This is a genomic window from Pseudohaliea sp. (assembly GCF_040217025.1).
Taxonomy (GTDB): Bacteria; Pseudomonadota; Gammaproteobacteria; order Pseudomonadales; family Halieaceae; genus Pseudohaliea.
The window spans coordinates 137,062-152,995 of the sequence record NZ_JAVJOA010000008.1; the positions used below are offsets into that span (position 1 = coordinate 137,062).

Consider the following 15,934-nt stretch of genomic DNA (forward strand, 5'->3'; position numbering starts at 1 on the left):
TTGCGGTTGTGTGACCGTCTGTTGACAGAGTCGTGACACCCGGATAACGGTGGTGTCAGCTCGATGGGGCCGCTGCGCTCCCGGCAAGGATGCCGCCGTCGATGGTCAGTTCCGTGCCGGTGATGTAACCGGCCTCGTCGGAGGCGAGGAGCACGGCGATCGCCGCGACCTCCGCAGGTTCGCCGAAGCGCCTGAGCGGCGTGTCGGCGACGAAGGCGGCCATACGCTCCTCGCGCCCCGGGCCGTCCCCCAGCATCGGCTCCCACATGGGCGTCAGCACCGCCGCCGGATGAATCGAATTGCAGCGGATGGCGAGGCCTTCCGCGGCGCAGTACAGGGCGACGGTCTTGCTGTGGTTGCGCACGGCGGCCTTGGAGGAGGCGTAGGCCGCGGCGGCCGGTATGCCGACCATGCCCGAGCGCGAGGAGATATTGATGATCGAGCCGCGGCCGCCGGCGCGCATGGCGCGGATCGCCGCGCGACAGCCGAGGAAGACGCCGTCGAGGTTGGTGGCGTGCACTGCGTGCCAGTCGGCGAGGCTGGCATGCTCCGGGTCGTGGGCCACGGCACCGCCCTCGAAACCGGTGATGCCGGCATTGTTCACCAGCACGTCGAGGTGACCCGCCTCGGCGAGCAGTTCCCCGATGGCTGCATCCCAGGCCGCTTCATCGCGCACGTCCAGCGTGGCCGCCCGCGCCGCATCGCCGAGTTCCGCGGCGACGGCCGCGGCACTGCCGCCGTCGAGGTCCGTGACCCAGACCTGCGCGCCCTCGTCGACGAAGGCGGCGGCGATCGCCGCGCCGATGCCCCGGCCCGCCCCGGTCACTAGGCAGGACTTGCCCTGCAGTCTTGCCATGTTGTCGCCCCCGGCCCGCAGCCGCCTGTCTTGCTCACGATGAGCGGTAAGGTGAGAGCGTAGTCTGCCCGCCCGGCGCCGCGCTGGCCAGCAATCCGGGGCCAGATGGAGCGGGCGCGCGACGATTGGCGCCTCAGGGCGCGTTGCGCACGGGCATGCTGCGGACGCCGCGCATGATCATGGTGTCCATGTAGTCGTAGCTGTCCGCCGCCAGGGTGAGGTTGGGTAGGCGGCGCAGCACCTCGTCGATGGCGACTTGTCCCTCCAGGCGTGCCAGCGGCGCGCCCATGCAGAAGTGCGGGCCGAAGTTGAAGGTCAGGTGCAGGTTGGGCGAGCGCGTGATGTCGAAGCGGTCCGGGTCGGTGAAGGCGCGCTGGTCGTGGTTCGCGGCATTGATCATCACGAAGACCCGCTCACCCGCTTCGAGATGAACGCCGTGCATGCTGTGGCTGTGCTTGACCAGGCGCACGGAGGCGCCGGTGGGACCGTCGTAGCGCAGGATTTCCTCGATGGCGCTGTCGATGAGCGCCGGGTCATCGAGGAGCTGTTGCTTCTGCGCCGGGTGGGAAAGCAGGGCGCGAACGCCGTTACCGATGAGGTTGGTGGTCGTCTCGTGCCCGCCGAAGAGGAACAGCATGGAGGTGCCGATGACCTCGTCTTCCGTGAGCGCGTCGTCCACCTCCCGCAGCGCCAGCAGGTGGGTGATGAGATCGTTGCCCGGGTGCTGCTCGCGCTCGCGGATGGCCTCGCGGAAGTAGGCGGCCATGGCGATGGCCCCCTCTTCGGCCAGGTCGTACTTCTGCGGCGAGGTAGTCGCGCTGCCGATGAACAGCTGCATCTTGTTCGACCAGTTCTTGAGGTCGTCCATGTCGGCTTCCGGGAGGCCGAGGAGATCGAGGATGACCATGGCCGGCAGGGGAAAGGCGAACTCGCTGATGAAGTCGAACTCGCGCTGATCTTCCAGCCGCGCGATCAGGCGCTGGACGGATTTTTCCACCACGCCGCGCTGGCCGGCGACGGTCTCCGGCGTGAAAACGGTCTTCATGAGCTTGCGCAGGCGGGTGTGCTCCGGCGGGTCCTTGAAGGCGACCCAGGTGTTCAGGTAGCGGATGAGCTGCTGGATCGGCGCCTGCCGTTCGGGGGGCTGTGCCTCGTAGAAAGGCGTAATGCGGTCTGCCGAGAAATCGTCGTTGCGCAGCACCGCCTTGACGTCGTCGTAGCGCGTGATCACCCAGCCGCGCAGGGCCTCGCACCAGTACACCGGCGCATGGTCCTGCAGCGTGCGCAGCACCGGGATCGGGTCGTTGATGGTGGCCTGGTCCCGCGGGTCGTAGTGCACGCCCGCCGGTGCGGAGGCCTTGCCGGTCGCCATGGTTTCCCCTTGCATCACCCGTGTACGCTGGTATGTTAACAGCGCGACGCATACCAACCAAGCGATCACTTGGTTTGCGTAGAGCGGCAACAGAACGACGACAATAACGAGAGGTGTCCGATGGCCCTGGACGATACCCAGGTTTTCCTGCCCGAGCTCTGGGCGAGCCATGCCCGGTTCCGTGCCGGGAAGACAGCACTCGTCTGTGGCAGTGAGCGCCTGAGCTGGAGCGAGCTGAACCGGCGCTGCAACCGGGTGGCGAATGCCCTGCTCGCCGCCGGCGCCGGCAAGCCCGCGAAGGTCGCGGTGCTCATGAACAATAGCGCCGGAACCGCCGTGGTGCTGCTCGGCATCATGAAATCCGGTGCCTGCGTGGTTCCGATCAGCACCATGCTCACGGCCGCCCAGGTCGCCACGCTGCTCGACGACTCCGGCGCGTCCGTGCTCTTCGCGAGCGAAGCGACCCGCTCGCTGGCGGACGAGGCCCTGGCCAGCCTCGACGACGGCCAGGAGCGGCTGCTGCTGGTCGACGGTGCGGCCGGCGCGGGCTGGCAGTCCCTCGCCAGCTGGCTCGACGGCGCAGACGAGGGTGAGCCGCCGGTGCGCTACGACCTCGGCGACGACTTCAACATCATCTACTCCTCGGGCACCACGGGCACGCCCAAGGGCATCGTGCAGACGCACCGGGCGCGGCAGCACTGGTCCTACTCGAACGCCCTGGAGCTGCGCATGGACCACGAGAGCGTTGCCCTGGCGACCACCTCGCTGTACAGCAACGGCACCTGGTTCATGCTGCTGCCGCCGCTTTTCGTCGGCGCCACCGTGGTGGTCATGGACGGCTTCTCTCCCGAGGCTTTCCTCGACCTGGTTGCCCGGGAGCGGGTGACCCATACGTTCATGGTGCCCACGCAGTACATCGGCGTGCTCGAGAGTGCGGCGCTCCCGGGGACCGATCTTTCCAGCCTCCGCTACATGCTCTCGGCCGGTTCGCCGCTGCGCCAGGACACGAAAGAGGCGATTCTCGAGCACCTCGGCTCCGGTCTGTTCGAGCTCTACGGCTTCTCCGAGGGCTTCGCCACGATCTGCCGGCCGGAACAGCAGCACAAGCGCGGCTCCGTGGGGACGCCGGTCATCGGCTTTGACCTGCGCATTGTCGATGACGAGGGGCGGGAGCTGCCCGCGAACGAACCCGGGGAGATCGTCGGTTATGGCGGTGGGCTCATGAAGCACTATCACAACCGGCCGGCGGAAACGGAGGCGGCGATCTGGCGCGACGAGCGTGGTCGCACCTTCCTGCGCAGCGGTGATATCGGCAAGGTCGACGAGGACGGCTTTCTCTACATCCTCGACCGCAAGAAGGACATGATCATCTCCGGCGGCTTCAACGTCTTCCCGAAGGACATCGAGGAGGTGGTCGGCGCCCACCCGGCGGTGTCGGACGTCACCGTGATCGGCATCCCCGACCCGAAGTGGGGGGAGACGCCGCTGGCGCTCGTCATTCCCTTGGCCGGTTCGGATGCAGATCCCGACGCGTTGCTCGCCTGGGCGAACGAGCGCCTGGCCAAGGCGCAGCGACTGAAAGCCGTCGAACTGCGGGAAGACTTCCCGCGCAACGCCCTCGGCAAGGTCATCAAGCGCGAGCTGCGGGCTCCGTACTGGGAGGTCTCGTGAGCGACGTCTACCTCGTCGGTACCTTCAGCACGGCCTTCGGCAAGCGTCCCGATCACACGGTCAAGGACCTCGCGCGCGAGGCCTACCTCGGCGTGCTCGCCGATGCGGGGCTCGCGGACGGCGGCAGTATCGAGAGCTGCTGGTTCGGCAACTGCGGTATGTGGGTCGAGGAGCAGGGCAGTATCCGCGGCCAGGTCTGTCTCACGCCGCTGGTGCGCGAGGGCCTGTTTCCGGAGCGGGTCCCCGTCGTCAACGTGGAGGGCGGCTGTGCCACGGCCTCCATGGCGCTGAACGGCGCCTGGAAGGATATCGCAGCGGGCACGGCGGACATGGTCCTGGCCCTCGGCGTGGAAAAGACTTTCTATCCCGACGACCCGCGGCAGTCATCGCGCCTGTTCGAGGGCGGCATCGACCAGTACGACCCGGACGAGTGGCGCGCCTACTACGCGGCAGCCGGCGAGGTGGCAGGCAAGGCCTTCGAGCCGGGCCCCGACCGCTCCATCTTCATGGACACCTACGCGATGCAGGCGTGTTACCACATGAAGCGCCACGGCACGACGCGGCAGCAGATCGCCGCCGCGGCGGCGAAGAACCACAGCCACGGGGCGCTCAATCCCCGGGCCCAGTACCAGTTCGAGATGACCGTCGAGGAGGTCCTCGCCGACCGGGAGGTGTCATGGCCGCTGACCCGCGCCATGTGCGCGCCGATCGGCGATGGCGCGGCGGGGGCGCTGCTGGTCTCCGCGCGGCGCCTGCGTGCACTCCCGGCGGCGGTGCGCGAGCGCGCGGTGCGCGTGGCGGCCACCGCCCTCTCCGGCGGCAAGTACCGCTCGCTGGAAGAACCGGGGCTGAGCCGGGTGGCGGCGCAGAAGGCCTACGCCCAGGCCGGCCTCGGCCCCGAGGCGATCGATGTCGCCGAGGTTCACGATGCCACCGCTTTCTGCGAGCTCTACCAGGCCGAGATGCTCGGCTTCTGCGAGGAAGGGGAGGGCGGCAGCTTCGTCGAGAGCGGGGCGACCACGCTCGGCGGCCGCCTGCCCATCAACACCTCCGGCGGTCTCGTGTCCAAGGGGCACCCGGTGGGCGCAACGGGGCTCTCGATGATTGCCGAGCTGACCGAGCAATTGCGCGGTGAAGCCGGCGCCCGCCAGGTAGCCGGCGCGCACACCGCGCTGGCGGAGAACGGCGGCGGCGTGGTCGGCTTCGACGAAGCGGCCTGTTCGGTCGTGATCCTGCAGCGGGGCTGACCGGGAAAGCGCGAGCACCGGGCCTGCGCCGGGGATTGCAACGCGGCGCCCAGGGACTAACCTGTTTACATGCAGCGCAGTCGATGGAAGGACAGCGAGGTCGCCAGTGTGCTTCTGCAGCACGGCTGGCTTGCCGGAGAGCCGGAATTGCAGGCCGAGGTGATGGCTCGCGGGCGGGCGGAAGATTTCGCGGCGGGCGAGGTGGTGTTTCGCGTTGGCGACTCCTGCGGTGGCATCTACGGTCTGGTGGACGGGGTACTGGGCGTCAGCACGGCCCCGCGGGACCGGGGCGCACGGCTCGTCCAGTTCGGCATCGTCGGCGCCTGGGCGGGCGAGGGCTGCTTCATCTCGGGCGAGCGTCGCCGCAGCGAACTGCGGGCCATTTCCGATTGCACGCTGTTCCACCTGCCACTCGACGCCATGCGCCAAATCGTCGCCGGGGACCCGGAGGCGCTGCGCGGTTTCGCGAGAATTACCATCGCCCACTACGACGTCATGGCCCGGATCATCGACGACCTGCTGCTGCGCAATGTCGAGTGCAGGATTGCAGCGGTACTCGAGCGCGCGTCGTGGCTGTTCGCCGAGGATGTGCCGGTGAGCCAGGCCGAACTCGGCGCCATGTCGAATGCCTCCCGCAGCCAGGTCAACGCGGCCCTGGCCCGCTTCGAGTCACGCGGGTGGGTCAGCTATGCCTACCGCTCGATCAGGGTGCTCGACCCCGCTGCCCTCTGGCAGTTTGCGCACCCGGAAGAAGCGGACGATAGCGGCGTGGGCTAACCGCCATAGCTCACCGATTCGGCTCTATAGACCGCAATCATAGGATCAATCCAGGCTGACATGCCTATTTGGTTTCTCGCCGGATCTTGCACGCTGCAGAAAGTTTTTCTCCCGTGGCAATAGCTACGGCTATTGCCTTAGTCGGAAAATCTCCCATAGCGCACAATCACTCGACGAGAAATCCAAGTATCGGTGAGCTATGGCGGCTAGCACCACAACGCGTCGGGACTGTATCGACTGTGCGGATCCGGACAGTCGTGTGGCTTTTCTGTGCCTACACTCGTCGGTCGTCGCCGCCGGCGCATTCGGCCGCGTCACCCAGGCGCCCGGAACGCACCGATTCAGCCGAGAGCGAAGGCACCGCGCATTGCAATGATCTCTGCACATGTCAATAACCAACGAACCCGAGGGACTGTTCCATGAAACCACTGATTCCCGTCCTGGCATTGCTACCGGGCCTGCTCCTGGCACCGGCTGGCTCAACCCGGGCAAGTGATGCCGCGGCGGTGAGTGCCGAACACCGGGAGCTCTACGATACTGCCTACGATGCCTATCTCTACGCCTACCCGCTCGTGACCATGGACGTCACGATGAAGCAGGCGACAAACGTCAGGGACAGCGCTGGTGTCCCGATGCGCGCTCCGCCCAATCAGTTTGCTCACTATCGCGAGTATCCGGGCGCAGATGCCCGCGACGTGGTGCGCTTCAATTTCGACACACTGTACTCCTTCGCCTGGCTGGATCTGCGCGAGGAGCCGGTGGTCCTTTCGCTGCCAGAGACCCGGGAGCGCTATTACCTCATGCCGATGCTCGACATGTGGACCGATGTCTTTGCGGCCCCCGGTACCAGAACGACGGGCAACGAGGCCGGCGATTATCTCATCGTGGGGCCGTCCTGGGACGGGGACGCCAGTGGCGAGTGGGGCGTCATCACGGCGCCGACTCCGATTGTCTGGCTCATGGGGCGCACGCAGACCAATGGGCCGGACGATTTCGAAAGGGTTCACGCGCTCCAGGACCTGTATTCGCTGACGCCGCTGAGCCGGTGGCGCGGCGGGAAGCGCGGTCCGTTCGAAGGCGACAAGGCCGAAGGGCACGTCGACCCCGAAGTCGATAACGAAACCCCGCCCCTGCTGACGGTCAATGCGCTGAGCGGCGTCGAGATGCTTCGCCGGCTGGTGAGCCTGTCCCGCATCCACCCTCCGCACCATGCGGATTATCCCATCATGCACAGCATGGCGCGGGTACTCGGTCTGAAGCCGGGCGAGTCGTGGGATAGAGCGTCCCTCGACGAGAACTCCCTGGCCATGATCAATGAGGCTGCCCGTGACGCGCAGAATGATCTAAGGCAAATGATCAACGAGGGCGCTATTGGCGACACCGTCAACGGATGGAACTACGCCACCAACCTCGGTTCCTATGGAACCGACTACCTGTTGCGCGCCCTGGTTGCCCTCGGTGGGCTCGGCGCCAACCTGGGGCGCGATGCCGTGTACCCAAACGCTTTCCAGGATGCGGAGGGGCGGCCGACAACCGGTGAGCACGCGTACACCATTCACTTCCCCGCCGGCCAACTGCCGCCGGCAAACGCATTCTGGTCACTCACGATGTACGATCAGGACGGGTTCCAGGTGCCCAACGAGCTTGACCGCTTTGCCATTGGTGACCGCGATGACCTGGACTATCACCCCGATGGCTCGTTGACCCTGTACATTCAGCAGGATAAGCCTGCCGCCGGGGAGGTTTCCAATTGGCTGCCGGCACCGCGTGGACCATTCCAGGTCATGATGCGCATTTACTATCCGGAGCGAGAGGCCTTGAGACAGGGGCTCGAGCTTCCGCCGTTGCGGCAGCGGCCCCGGTAACGCTGGCGCTGTCGGGAGCGCCCGGGGAGCCCCCCCCGAGGGGTTCCCCGGGCGGATCCTGCGTCCCGCCACCGGGGCTCACCAGCGCCTGGCCCGGGCCTGAACGCCTTCGATTGTCCGGATCCGGACAGTCACTGTGCTTTTCGCCGCCTACACTAGACGCGCGACGGTGGGTCGCCAGGCATGAACGAGGTTGTTGATGGCAGTTTGGGATCGATCAGCGCGTCGGAATGGTGTTGCCCCCGCGCCGGGAGTGTTGAGCGACGCAGCGCGTCGGGCCGGTGTCCTTCTCCTGCTCGGCGCGTGCCTTGCAGGTGTGCAGGGTGCCGCGTTTGCCCAAAGTGTGCTGCCTTTCCCGCCGCCGGAGGGGCCCGAAGCGGCGCGGACCATGCAGGCGTCTACCTACCGGGCGAGGGAAACGGTCAGTCCTTTGCCGGCGGATGCGCCCAACATTGTCATCCTGATGATCGACGATGCGGGGCCTGCGCTTCCGGATACTTTCGGAGGGCCCATCCATACGCCCACCATGAGCGAGGTTGCCAGCGCCGGTATTACCTACAACCGTTTTCACAATGCCGCCATGTGCTCTCCGACACGCGCTGCCCTGTTGACCGGTCGCAACCAGCATCGAGTCGGCTTCGGGCAGATAGCGGAGTTCGCCAACGCCTGGGATGGCTATACCGGCCTCTGGCCGGCGACAACGGCGTCCATTGCAAAGGTGCTGGGTTACTATGGCTATACCACCGCCGCCTTTGGTAAATGGCACAACACACCGGCAACCGATATATCGAGGATTGGTCCGTACGACCGCTGGCCTTCCGGGCGCCTGGTCGGGTTCGATTACTTCTACGGTTTCCTGGGCGGCGAGTCGTCGCAGTGGGAAACGGCGGTCGTCGAGAATACGGTGAGGTTGCCGCCGCAGCACCACGACGGGAACTACCACTTCACCGAAGACATGACCGACCAGGCCATTGCCTGGCTCCGGAACCGACGCGCCGTGAGCCCGGAAAAACCCTTCTTCATGTACTGGGCCCCGGGTGCTGTACATGGGCCACACCACATCTTCAAGGAGTGGGCTGACAAGTACGAGGGTCGCTTCGACGAGGGCTGGGACGTGCTCCGGAAGGAGATCTTTGCGAAGCAGAAGGCGCTCGGCTGGGTGCCTGAAGGCACGCAGCTCACGGAGCGGGCCGAGACGATGCCCGCCTGGGAGGACATTCCCGAAGCCGAGCGGGCGTTCCAGGTGCGCCTCATGGAGGTTTTCGCCGGCTTTCTCGAGCACACGGATCGCCAGGCCGGCAGGCTCCTGGACGAACTTGAGCGTCAGCAGATCCTCGACAACACGCTGGTGTTCTACGTCTGGAGCGACAACGGCTCCAGCGCCGAGGGCCAGAATGGGACCATCAGCGAACTCATGGCGCAGAATGGCATCCCCAGCAAGATCGAGGATCATATCGAGGCGCTGGAGGACATCGGCGGGCTCGATGCCCTGGGCGGCCCGAAAACGGACAACATGTACCATGCCGGCTGGGCATGGGCCGGTTCCACCCCCTTCAAGCACACCAAGCTCATTGCGTCGCACTTCGGCGGAACACGGACGCCGCTGGCGGTTTCCTGGCCGAAGCGTATCGCGCCCGACAGCGAGGCGCGCAGCCAGTTCTACCATGTCAACGACATCGTCCCCACAATCTACGACGTACTGGACATCGAGCCTCCCGACATTGTCGACGGCGTCAGTCAGGCGCCCCTCGATGGTGTGTCCATGGTGCCCACCTTCCATGATGCCGACGCGCCGGAGAACAAGGGCCCGCAGTATTTCGAGGTGATGGGAAGCCGTGCCATCTACAAGGACGGCTGGATGGCGTCGGTTTTCGGCCCGCGAATTCCCTGGCGTCCCGGTGTCGATCCGGCGATCAGGACTTGGAACCCAGAAGACGATGAATGGGAGCTCTATAACCTGGAAGCGGATTTCTCGCAGGCGGAGGATCTCGCCGAGGCTGAGCCGGCACAACTGAAAGAGATGAAAAAGGCCTTCGACCGGGAGGCGCGGGAGAACAGCGTCTATCCCGTCGGCGGGGGACTCTGGTCGATGGTGCTGCATCCGGAGGATGGCCCGGCGAACCCGGCGACGGAGTTCCACTATACGAGCGATGTGGTCGGCTTGCCCGAGGGCGCTGCAGCCAGGCTCGGCACGGTCGCCAACCGGGTGGTGCTGGACGTCACCGTGGACGCCGCCAGCCAGGGCGTTCTCTACGCCATGGGCGCCTACTCCGGCGGCCTTTCCCTGTGGATTGACGACGGCAGGCTGGTGTACGAGTACAACACATTCCAGATTGATCGGACGCGGATCACCGCCGACAAGGCGCTCCCGCACGGGGACCTGGAGATCGAGGTGGAGACCCTGAGGGAGCCGGGCGTGGCGCAGCCCGCCGAGATCCGGATCGTCGTCAACGGGGAGCCTTACGCCAGCGGGGTTGTCCCGATGACGGCGTCAGCCGGGTTTACCGTCAACGATACCTTCGACGTCGGCATGGACCAGTACTCTCCGGTGTCCGAGGCCTATTACGACCGGGCCCCCTTCGCTTTTACCGGGAAGATCAGGAAGATGTTCGTCGAGTACCTGTAGGTGCGCGTCAGAATCGCCAGGACAGGCCCAGTGTGACGCCTTCCTGGCGTACGTCGTAGAGGAACGCGCTGTTGTCGTACTCCACGTCAACGATGCGGTAGCCCAGGGTGGTCTCCACGTTATCGCTCCAGCGGTAGCCCAGGTTGAGCACACCATCGAAAAAGACTTCCGAGTTCGCCTCGAAGCCACCGACGGCGGCCGAACCGCCCAGGAAGAATCCGGCGTCCCCCAGCGCCCGGCGCCCCTTGAGCCCCAGCATCGGGTCCAGCCAGCGCTCGCCGTTATCGATGCGCCGGCCGGCGAGCGCACCGGACCCTCCGCTGAACTGGAGCCGGGTATCGACATCCCAGTAGCGCACGCCGGCGAAAGCATCCAGTGTGGAAGCCGCGTTGCCGACCAGCTCATAGCTGTAGGCGAGGGTGTACATCTTGTTCCTGGAAACGCTGTCAAGGGAAAGATTGAGCGCGTCCACGAACGCCAGCCCCGAGCGCACGTCCGTGTAGACAAGGTCTGCGAGCAGCCCGTGGCGCCCCTTCTTCGCCGTCATGACCAGCATGTAGCCGACTTCCGTGTCCTCGAGGGCCTCCTTAGGGCTGATTTCGATCGGTGCCTCTGGCAGTGGCGGGATTGTTGCCGTCTTGCCGTCGACCCCCGCGAGCCAGGCGTAGGGGCTGAGGGCGAATTGCCAGCGCTCTGCGGCCGTTGCGCCTGCCGGCAGTAGCAGCGTGGCCAGGGCACTCGCGACTGCGGTCTTCATTGCTCACTCCTTCCTATAACAGCGTGCAGTGGCTGGTCTGTCGGGGTCTGCCAGAGTCTGCATTCTGGTCACAGGCTAACACGTTCGTTCACTGCGGCCCCGCCGCGCGGCCTTCGCTCCATGAATATCCAGCGTCGGCTGTCCCCTAGTCTTCTTCGATCAACCGGTAAGCTTCGGCAAGGTGCTCGATCAGCGCCCGCACGGCCGGCAGGAGCCCACGCCTGGACGGGAAAACCAGGTGGATGATTTCCCGCGGCGGGTTCCATCCCGGCAGGACCGGCACCAGCGCCCCCGCGCGCAGTTCATTCCCGACCATCAACAACGGCAGCTGCACGATACCTGCCCCGGCTTTCGCTGCGGCGAGCAGGGCGGCCATGTCCGTGGTGACATAGCGGGGCTCGTGCGCCACGCGCTCCTCGCGGCCGTTTCCGTCCTCGAGGACCCATTGGTGCCGAGATTGCGCGGTGCCACGGCTCAGGCTGGGCAGGCTGGACAGCTCCGCGGGGCAGGCGGGCTCACCCACCTGTTGCAGTAACTGCGGACTGGCTACCAGTACCTGGCCCCGGTCGGACAGGCTCCGCATGACGAGATCGCTGTCCTCGATGGGAAGCGGACGGACCCGTAGCGCGATATCGACTCCCTCCGCGACGACGTCGACGCGCCGGTTTGTGGCCTCGAGATCAATGCTGACCCTCGGGTAGCGGGTGAGGAACCCGGCGAGAAGATCCCCGACATGGAAGCCCAGCAGGCCGGTGGGGCAGGTGACGGACAGGTGTCCCCGGGGTTCCCTCTGGTGGGCCGCTATCGCCTGCTCGGCCGCCTCGGCCTCGACTAGCATGGCGCGGCAGTGTTCATAGAACTGCCGCCCGAGCGGCGTGACCGAGAAGCGTCGGCTCGAGCGATGCAGCAGGCGGGTGCCCAGGGCCTGTTCGAGCTGGGCGACCCGGCGGCTGAGCTTGGACTTCGGCAGGTTCAGGGCGCGTCCTGCGGGCGCGAATCCCCCGTGCTCCACGACCTGGGCAAAATAGTACAGATTGTTGAGGTCTTGCATGACCGAAGCTCCATCGTTCTATTGGGGAGACGCTGAGTTGCAGAATCCCAGTCTATTCGCCTCTTCGTTCCGCTACTAGGCTGGTTGCTGAGGGGCGGAACCGTGCTCGCCCCATTTACCCGATGTTTCTACTGACACGTCATAGGAGGTTCAGCATGAACAATGACTATCCAAGGCTCGACAAGGACAACGTGGCGCTGCTCATGGTCGACCACCAGGCCGGCCTGCTGTCGCTGGTACGGGATTTCAGCCCCGATGATTTCAAGAACAATGTCCTCGCCCTCGCAGGGATCGGCCGCTTCTTCGATCTGCCGACGATCCTGACCACCAGCTTCGAGGATGGACCCAACGGGCCGCTGGTGCCGGAACTGAAAGAGATTTTTCCGGAAGCGCCCTATATCGCCCGGCCGGGCCAGATCAATGCCTGGGACAACGAGGAATTCCTGGCGGCGGTCAAGGCGACCGGCAAAAAACAGCTGCTCGTTGCCGGCGTGGTCACCGAGGTCTGCGTATCATTCCCGGTGCTGTCGGCTATCGCCGAGGGCTACGAGGTGTTCGTGGTGACGGATGCGTCGGGGACCTTCAACCAGACTACCCGCGACGCCGCCTGGGATAGGATGTCGCAAGCGGGTGCGCAGCTGATGAGCTGGTTTGCCGTGGGCTGTGAACTGCACCGCGACTGGCGCAACGATATCGAGGGCTTCGGCGGGCTGCTTGCCGGTCACCTGCCCGCGTACGCCAATCTCATACAGAGCTATTCGGCGCCGCGCGGCTGATAGCGATAGCCGCTTTCAGCGCAGGAAACGCAGGCGCGCCACCCGCGGTGTCGCTGCCGGCAGGGACGAGTAGGCGGTCCAGACATCGCCGGTGGCCTCGTCCACCGCCAGGTGACGCGTGTACGCCGGCTCCGTCGGTAGCGGTATCGAGAGGATCGAGCCGTCACCCGGCCGGTAGCGGATCAGCGTGGAGGCCAGGGAGCCGGTCGCCCAGACGTCGTCATTGGCCTGGTTGACCTTCACGTCGTAGAGGCCGAGCGATGACGGGCCAAGGCGGATGCGCTCGAAGCGTTCCGCGTCGGAGTCGAAGAAGGCGAGGTAGCCGGTGTTGAACTCCGGGATCCACAGGCCCTCGTGGCGGTCGAGCCCCGGCCGGCGCGGGCCGCTGTTCGGCGCCGGCATCTCGAACAGCGTACCCTCGCCGCTGCGGCTGTCGTAGCGGACCAGGGTATTGGCCGCGAGCTGCGTGCTGTACAGGCGCCCGACACCATCCACCTGCAGCCCGTAGGGCAGGGGCAGCCCCTCGCTCGCCGGGCGCCGCGCCGGTGGTACGGGCAGCACCGTGACCGCGCTGTCACTGGCAGCGACGCGGGCGATACGCTCCTCCGGGGCGAAGTAGTCGTTGACCCAGATGTCGCCCGCCGGATCGATGTCCAGGCTGTGCGCGTACATGCCGACGGGGATCTCTTCGTAAGTGCCGGTCCCGGGGTCGAAGCGCAGGACCGCCTCGGTCCCCCCGTTGACTACCCACAGCGTGCCGCCGGCGTCGAACTCGAGCGCCCGCGGCTGCGCGTTCACCTCGGGGCGGTCGTCCGCGCTGAAGCGCTCGATGGCGCCGCTGGCGGGGTCCAGGGCCCAGAGCTCGTCAAAAAAGAAGGCCGTGATCCAGATGCGCCCGCCGGGGCCGATCACGAGGTCGTGGGGCAGGGAGTCGCTTTCCGGCAGTTCATACTCGGTGATCTCCACGGCAGCCAGCGCGGCAGCATCGGCCAGCGGCGCGGGCGCGAGGGTGGCAATGCGCTCGGCGGTAAAGCTTTCCGCGAGCCACGCGGCGTAAGTCGCGTCGTCGAAGTCCGGCGGGATGACTTCGTAGGCGTCCATGGCGCGCATCATGGCGATGGCGGCGAGCCATTCCTCCTCGCTGCGCGGACGCCCGTCGATCATGATACGGCCGTAGCCGAGCTCGTGGCAGGTGCCGCAGTTCACGGTGAATTCTCGCTTGCGCTCGCCCTCCGGCAGGAGCGTGAGCCACTGGCTGCTGGGCAGCGTGCGCAGGAAGTCCGGGTCCGGCGCCAGGGTAACGGCCGCTTCGCCAGGCTGCACGGAGCGGGGCTCGAGGCCCGGGTAGCTTACGGTCAGCGGGCCCGCGCCCTCGGTAAGGTCGGCCAGCTCGAGCCTGCCTTGCGCATCCGTGAAGCGGGTGAGACGGCGCTTCGCGTCCAGTGCCACGGTCACCATGGCCCCGGCGAGGGGGGTGCCATCCACGGTGGAAACCGTCAGCATGGGCGTGGCGGGCGGCGGTGCGGCTGCGGGGGCCGCGCCGCTGCTGAGCGCAGCCGGCTCCCGGCTGCAGCCCGAGAGGGCAAGGGCCAGGGCGACGCCGAGGACGGCGCCGTGATGGCCCGGGTGGATGCGTCTTATCATTGTTCGCGTCCTCGGTCCCGGTGGGCTGGGTAGAGGGGCAGGAATATATCAGGTTATACTGAGGCTACCAAGCGATTGGTTGATTTTGAGCCGGCCGCCGGCACCGGTCGCCAGGACACACCGACCGGGAAACACCGACCGGGAAACACCGATAAGAGAGCTAACGAGGTAGAGACCGTGACTGCGATCAACGTACTTGAAGACACCCTGCGCACCAGCTTCGGCGAGATCGAGAACGTCAACAGCAACCTGCTCGACTGGCGGGAGGTCGACGGCCAGCCGGGCAACTACATCAAGGTGCTCACGGTCGATGAAAAACGCCACCGCGTGGATTTCCTCTTCCGCCAGGACCCGCACAAGGAGTTCGCCAAGCACACGCACCGCTGCACCGCCGTGGCGCTGACGCTGGAGGGCCTCTGGGGCTACCGCGAAGGCGAGGAACTGCACTTCCCCGGTACCTTCTCCTACGAGCCGCCGGGCAGCGCCCATACGCCGTTCTCGTCGGAGCAGGGCATGACGGTCTATGCCAGCTTCCAGGGCACGGGCCCGGAGATGCTCGATATCCTCGACGAGGACGACAACGTCATCGACACGCTTACCCTCGACTTCTTCAAGCAGTATTATCAGTCCTGATTCCCGGCCAGGACCGAGCGTGGCGAAAGGCAAGGCAGCACTCAGCGACCGCGGCAACCGGCGGGACGACGTCCTCGAAGCGGCCGCCGGGCTCTTCGCCAGCAAGGGCTACGCGGCGACATCCATCCGCGACATAGCCCAGCAGGTGGGCATTCTCTCGGGCTCCCTCTACTACCACTTCGCCTCCAAGGAGGCCCTCCTGCTGGAGGCGCACGCCCGCGGCGTCTCGCAGGTCACCGAGGCGGTGGAAGCGGCCCTCGCGGAGGCGGGCAAGGCGCCCTGGGACCGCGTGGCAGCGGCCTGCCGCGCGCACCTCGAGGTCCTGCTCGGCCCGAGCCCCTTCTCGCAGGTGATCACGCCGCAGTTCCCGAGCCACTTCGACGGCGAGGTGCGCGCAACGCTGCTGCGCCAGCGCGACGGCTACGAGGCGATCTTCCGGGACCTGGTCGCCGCGCTGCCCCTGCCCGGGGCCGTGAGCCCCGGCATCTTCCGCCTCAGCCTGCTCGGCGCACTCAACTGGACGCCGACCTGGTACCAGCCCGGCGGCAGCGAGACCCCGGTGAGCATTGCCCGCGGGATCGTCGACGCCTTCAGGCTGCAGCTCGATCCGGCTGCCTGACGCTCTACGCAAGCGAACCAAAAAACGCCACCCCGAAAGG

Annotated in this window: 13 protein-coding genes; 8 read left to right on the plus strand and 5 right to left on the minus strand. The window is 66.4% G+C overall.

Features of this window, described 5'->3' with window-relative positions; translation table 11 throughout:
- Positions 1–55 precede the first annotated feature (55 nt).
- Entirely contained in the window at positions 56–856 is an 801-nt protein-coding gene (locus RKE50_RS04885) for a glucose 1-dehydrogenase (RefSeq protein ID WP_350034854.1), read from the minus strand.
- A 133-nt stretch (positions 857–989) separates the two neighbouring features.
- Positions 990–2,228: a cytochrome P450 gene (locus RKE50_RS04890; RefSeq protein WP_350034855.1), complete on the minus strand. Its 1,239-nt coding sequence runs from the start codon at positions 2,226–2,228 to the stop codon at positions 990–992.
- A 120-nt stretch (positions 2,229–2,348) separates the two neighbouring features.
- Between RKE50_RS04890 and RKE50_RS04895 the strand changes: the two genes are divergently transcribed.
- From RKE50_RS04895 to RKE50_RS04915, 5 genes are all read left to right on the plus strand, one after another.
- The gene (locus RKE50_RS04895; protein WP_350034856.1) at positions 2,349–3,899 is read left to right on the plus strand and encodes a class I adenylate-forming enzyme family protein; all 1,551 of its coding nucleotides are present in this window, start codon (positions 2,349–2,351) and stop codon (positions 3,897–3,899) included.
- Positions 3,896–5,146, plus strand: coding sequence for a thiolase family protein (locus RKE50_RS04900; RefSeq protein ID WP_350034858.1), 1,251 nt, complete (start codon positions 3,896–3,898; stop codon positions 5,144–5,146). The genes RKE50_RS04895 and RKE50_RS04900 overlap by 4 nt, the downstream gene beginning before the upstream one ends.
- A 69-nt stretch (positions 5,147–5,215) precedes the next feature.
- Positions 5,216–5,923, plus strand: coding sequence for a Crp/Fnr family transcriptional regulator (locus tag RKE50_RS04905; RefSeq protein WP_350034859.1), 708 nt, complete (start codon positions 5,216–5,218; stop codon positions 5,921–5,923).
- 419 nt (positions 5,924–6,342) lie between these two features.
- Entirely contained in the window at positions 6,343–7,788 is a 1,446-nt protein-coding gene (locus tag RKE50_RS04910) for a DUF1254 domain-containing protein (protein ID WP_350034861.1), read from the plus strand.
- 388 nt (positions 7,789–8,176) lie between these two features.
- The gene (locus tag RKE50_RS04915; RefSeq protein ID WP_350034862.1) at positions 8,177–10,414 is read left to right on the plus strand and encodes an arylsulfatase; all 2,238 of its coding nucleotides are present in this window, start codon (positions 8,177–8,179) and stop codon (positions 10,412–10,414) included.
- Between the two features lie 7 nt (positions 10,415–10,421).
- On the opposite strand, the gene RKE50_RS04920 is transcribed toward RKE50_RS04915, so the two are convergent.
- Together RKE50_RS04920 and RKE50_RS04925 are read right to left on the minus strand one after the other, a co-directional pair.
- Complete coding sequence (locus RKE50_RS04920) at positions 10,422–11,171, minus strand: hypothetical protein (protein WP_350034863.1); 750 nt, start codon at positions 11,169–11,171, stop codon at positions 10,422–10,424.
- Between the two features lie 145 nt (positions 11,172–11,316).
- A complete protein-coding gene (locus RKE50_RS04925; RefSeq protein ID WP_350034865.1) occupies positions 11,317–12,222 on the minus strand; it encodes a LysR family transcriptional regulator in 906 nt (301 codons plus the stop codon).
- 155 nt (positions 12,223–12,377) lie between these two features.
- Between RKE50_RS04925 and ycaC the strand changes: the two genes are divergently transcribed.
- Positions 12,378–12,998 (plus strand): isochorismate family cysteine hydrolase YcaC, encoded by a 621-nt coding sequence (ycaC, locus tag RKE50_RS04930; protein WP_350034867.1) that lies wholly within the window; start codon positions 12,378–12,380, stop codon positions 12,996–12,998.
- A gap of 15 nt (positions 12,999–13,013) precedes the next feature.
- Here ycaC and RKE50_RS04935 read toward each other — a convergent pair whose 3' ends face one another.
- Positions 13,014–14,642 carry a virginiamycin B lyase family protein gene (locus RKE50_RS04935; RefSeq protein ID WP_350034869.1) on the minus strand — a complete coding sequence of 543 codons (1,629 nt, stop codon included), beginning with the start codon at positions 14,640–14,642 and terminating at the stop codon, positions 13,014–13,016.
- Positions 14,643–14,819: 177 nt separating this feature from the next.
- Between RKE50_RS04935 and RKE50_RS04940 the strand changes: the two genes are divergently transcribed.
- Together RKE50_RS04940 and RKE50_RS04945 are read left to right on the plus strand one after the other, a co-directional pair.
- On the plus strand, positions 14,820–15,275 hold the full coding sequence (locus tag RKE50_RS04940; protein ID WP_350034871.1) for a cupin domain-containing protein: 456 nt from the start codon (positions 14,820–14,822) through the stop codon (positions 15,273–15,275).
- Positions 15,276–15,294: 19 nt separating this feature from the next.
- A complete protein-coding gene (locus RKE50_RS04945; protein WP_350034873.1) occupies positions 15,295–15,894 on the plus strand; it encodes a TetR/AcrR family transcriptional regulator in 600 nt (199 codons plus the stop codon).
- Positions 15,895–15,934 lie beyond the last annotated feature (40 nt).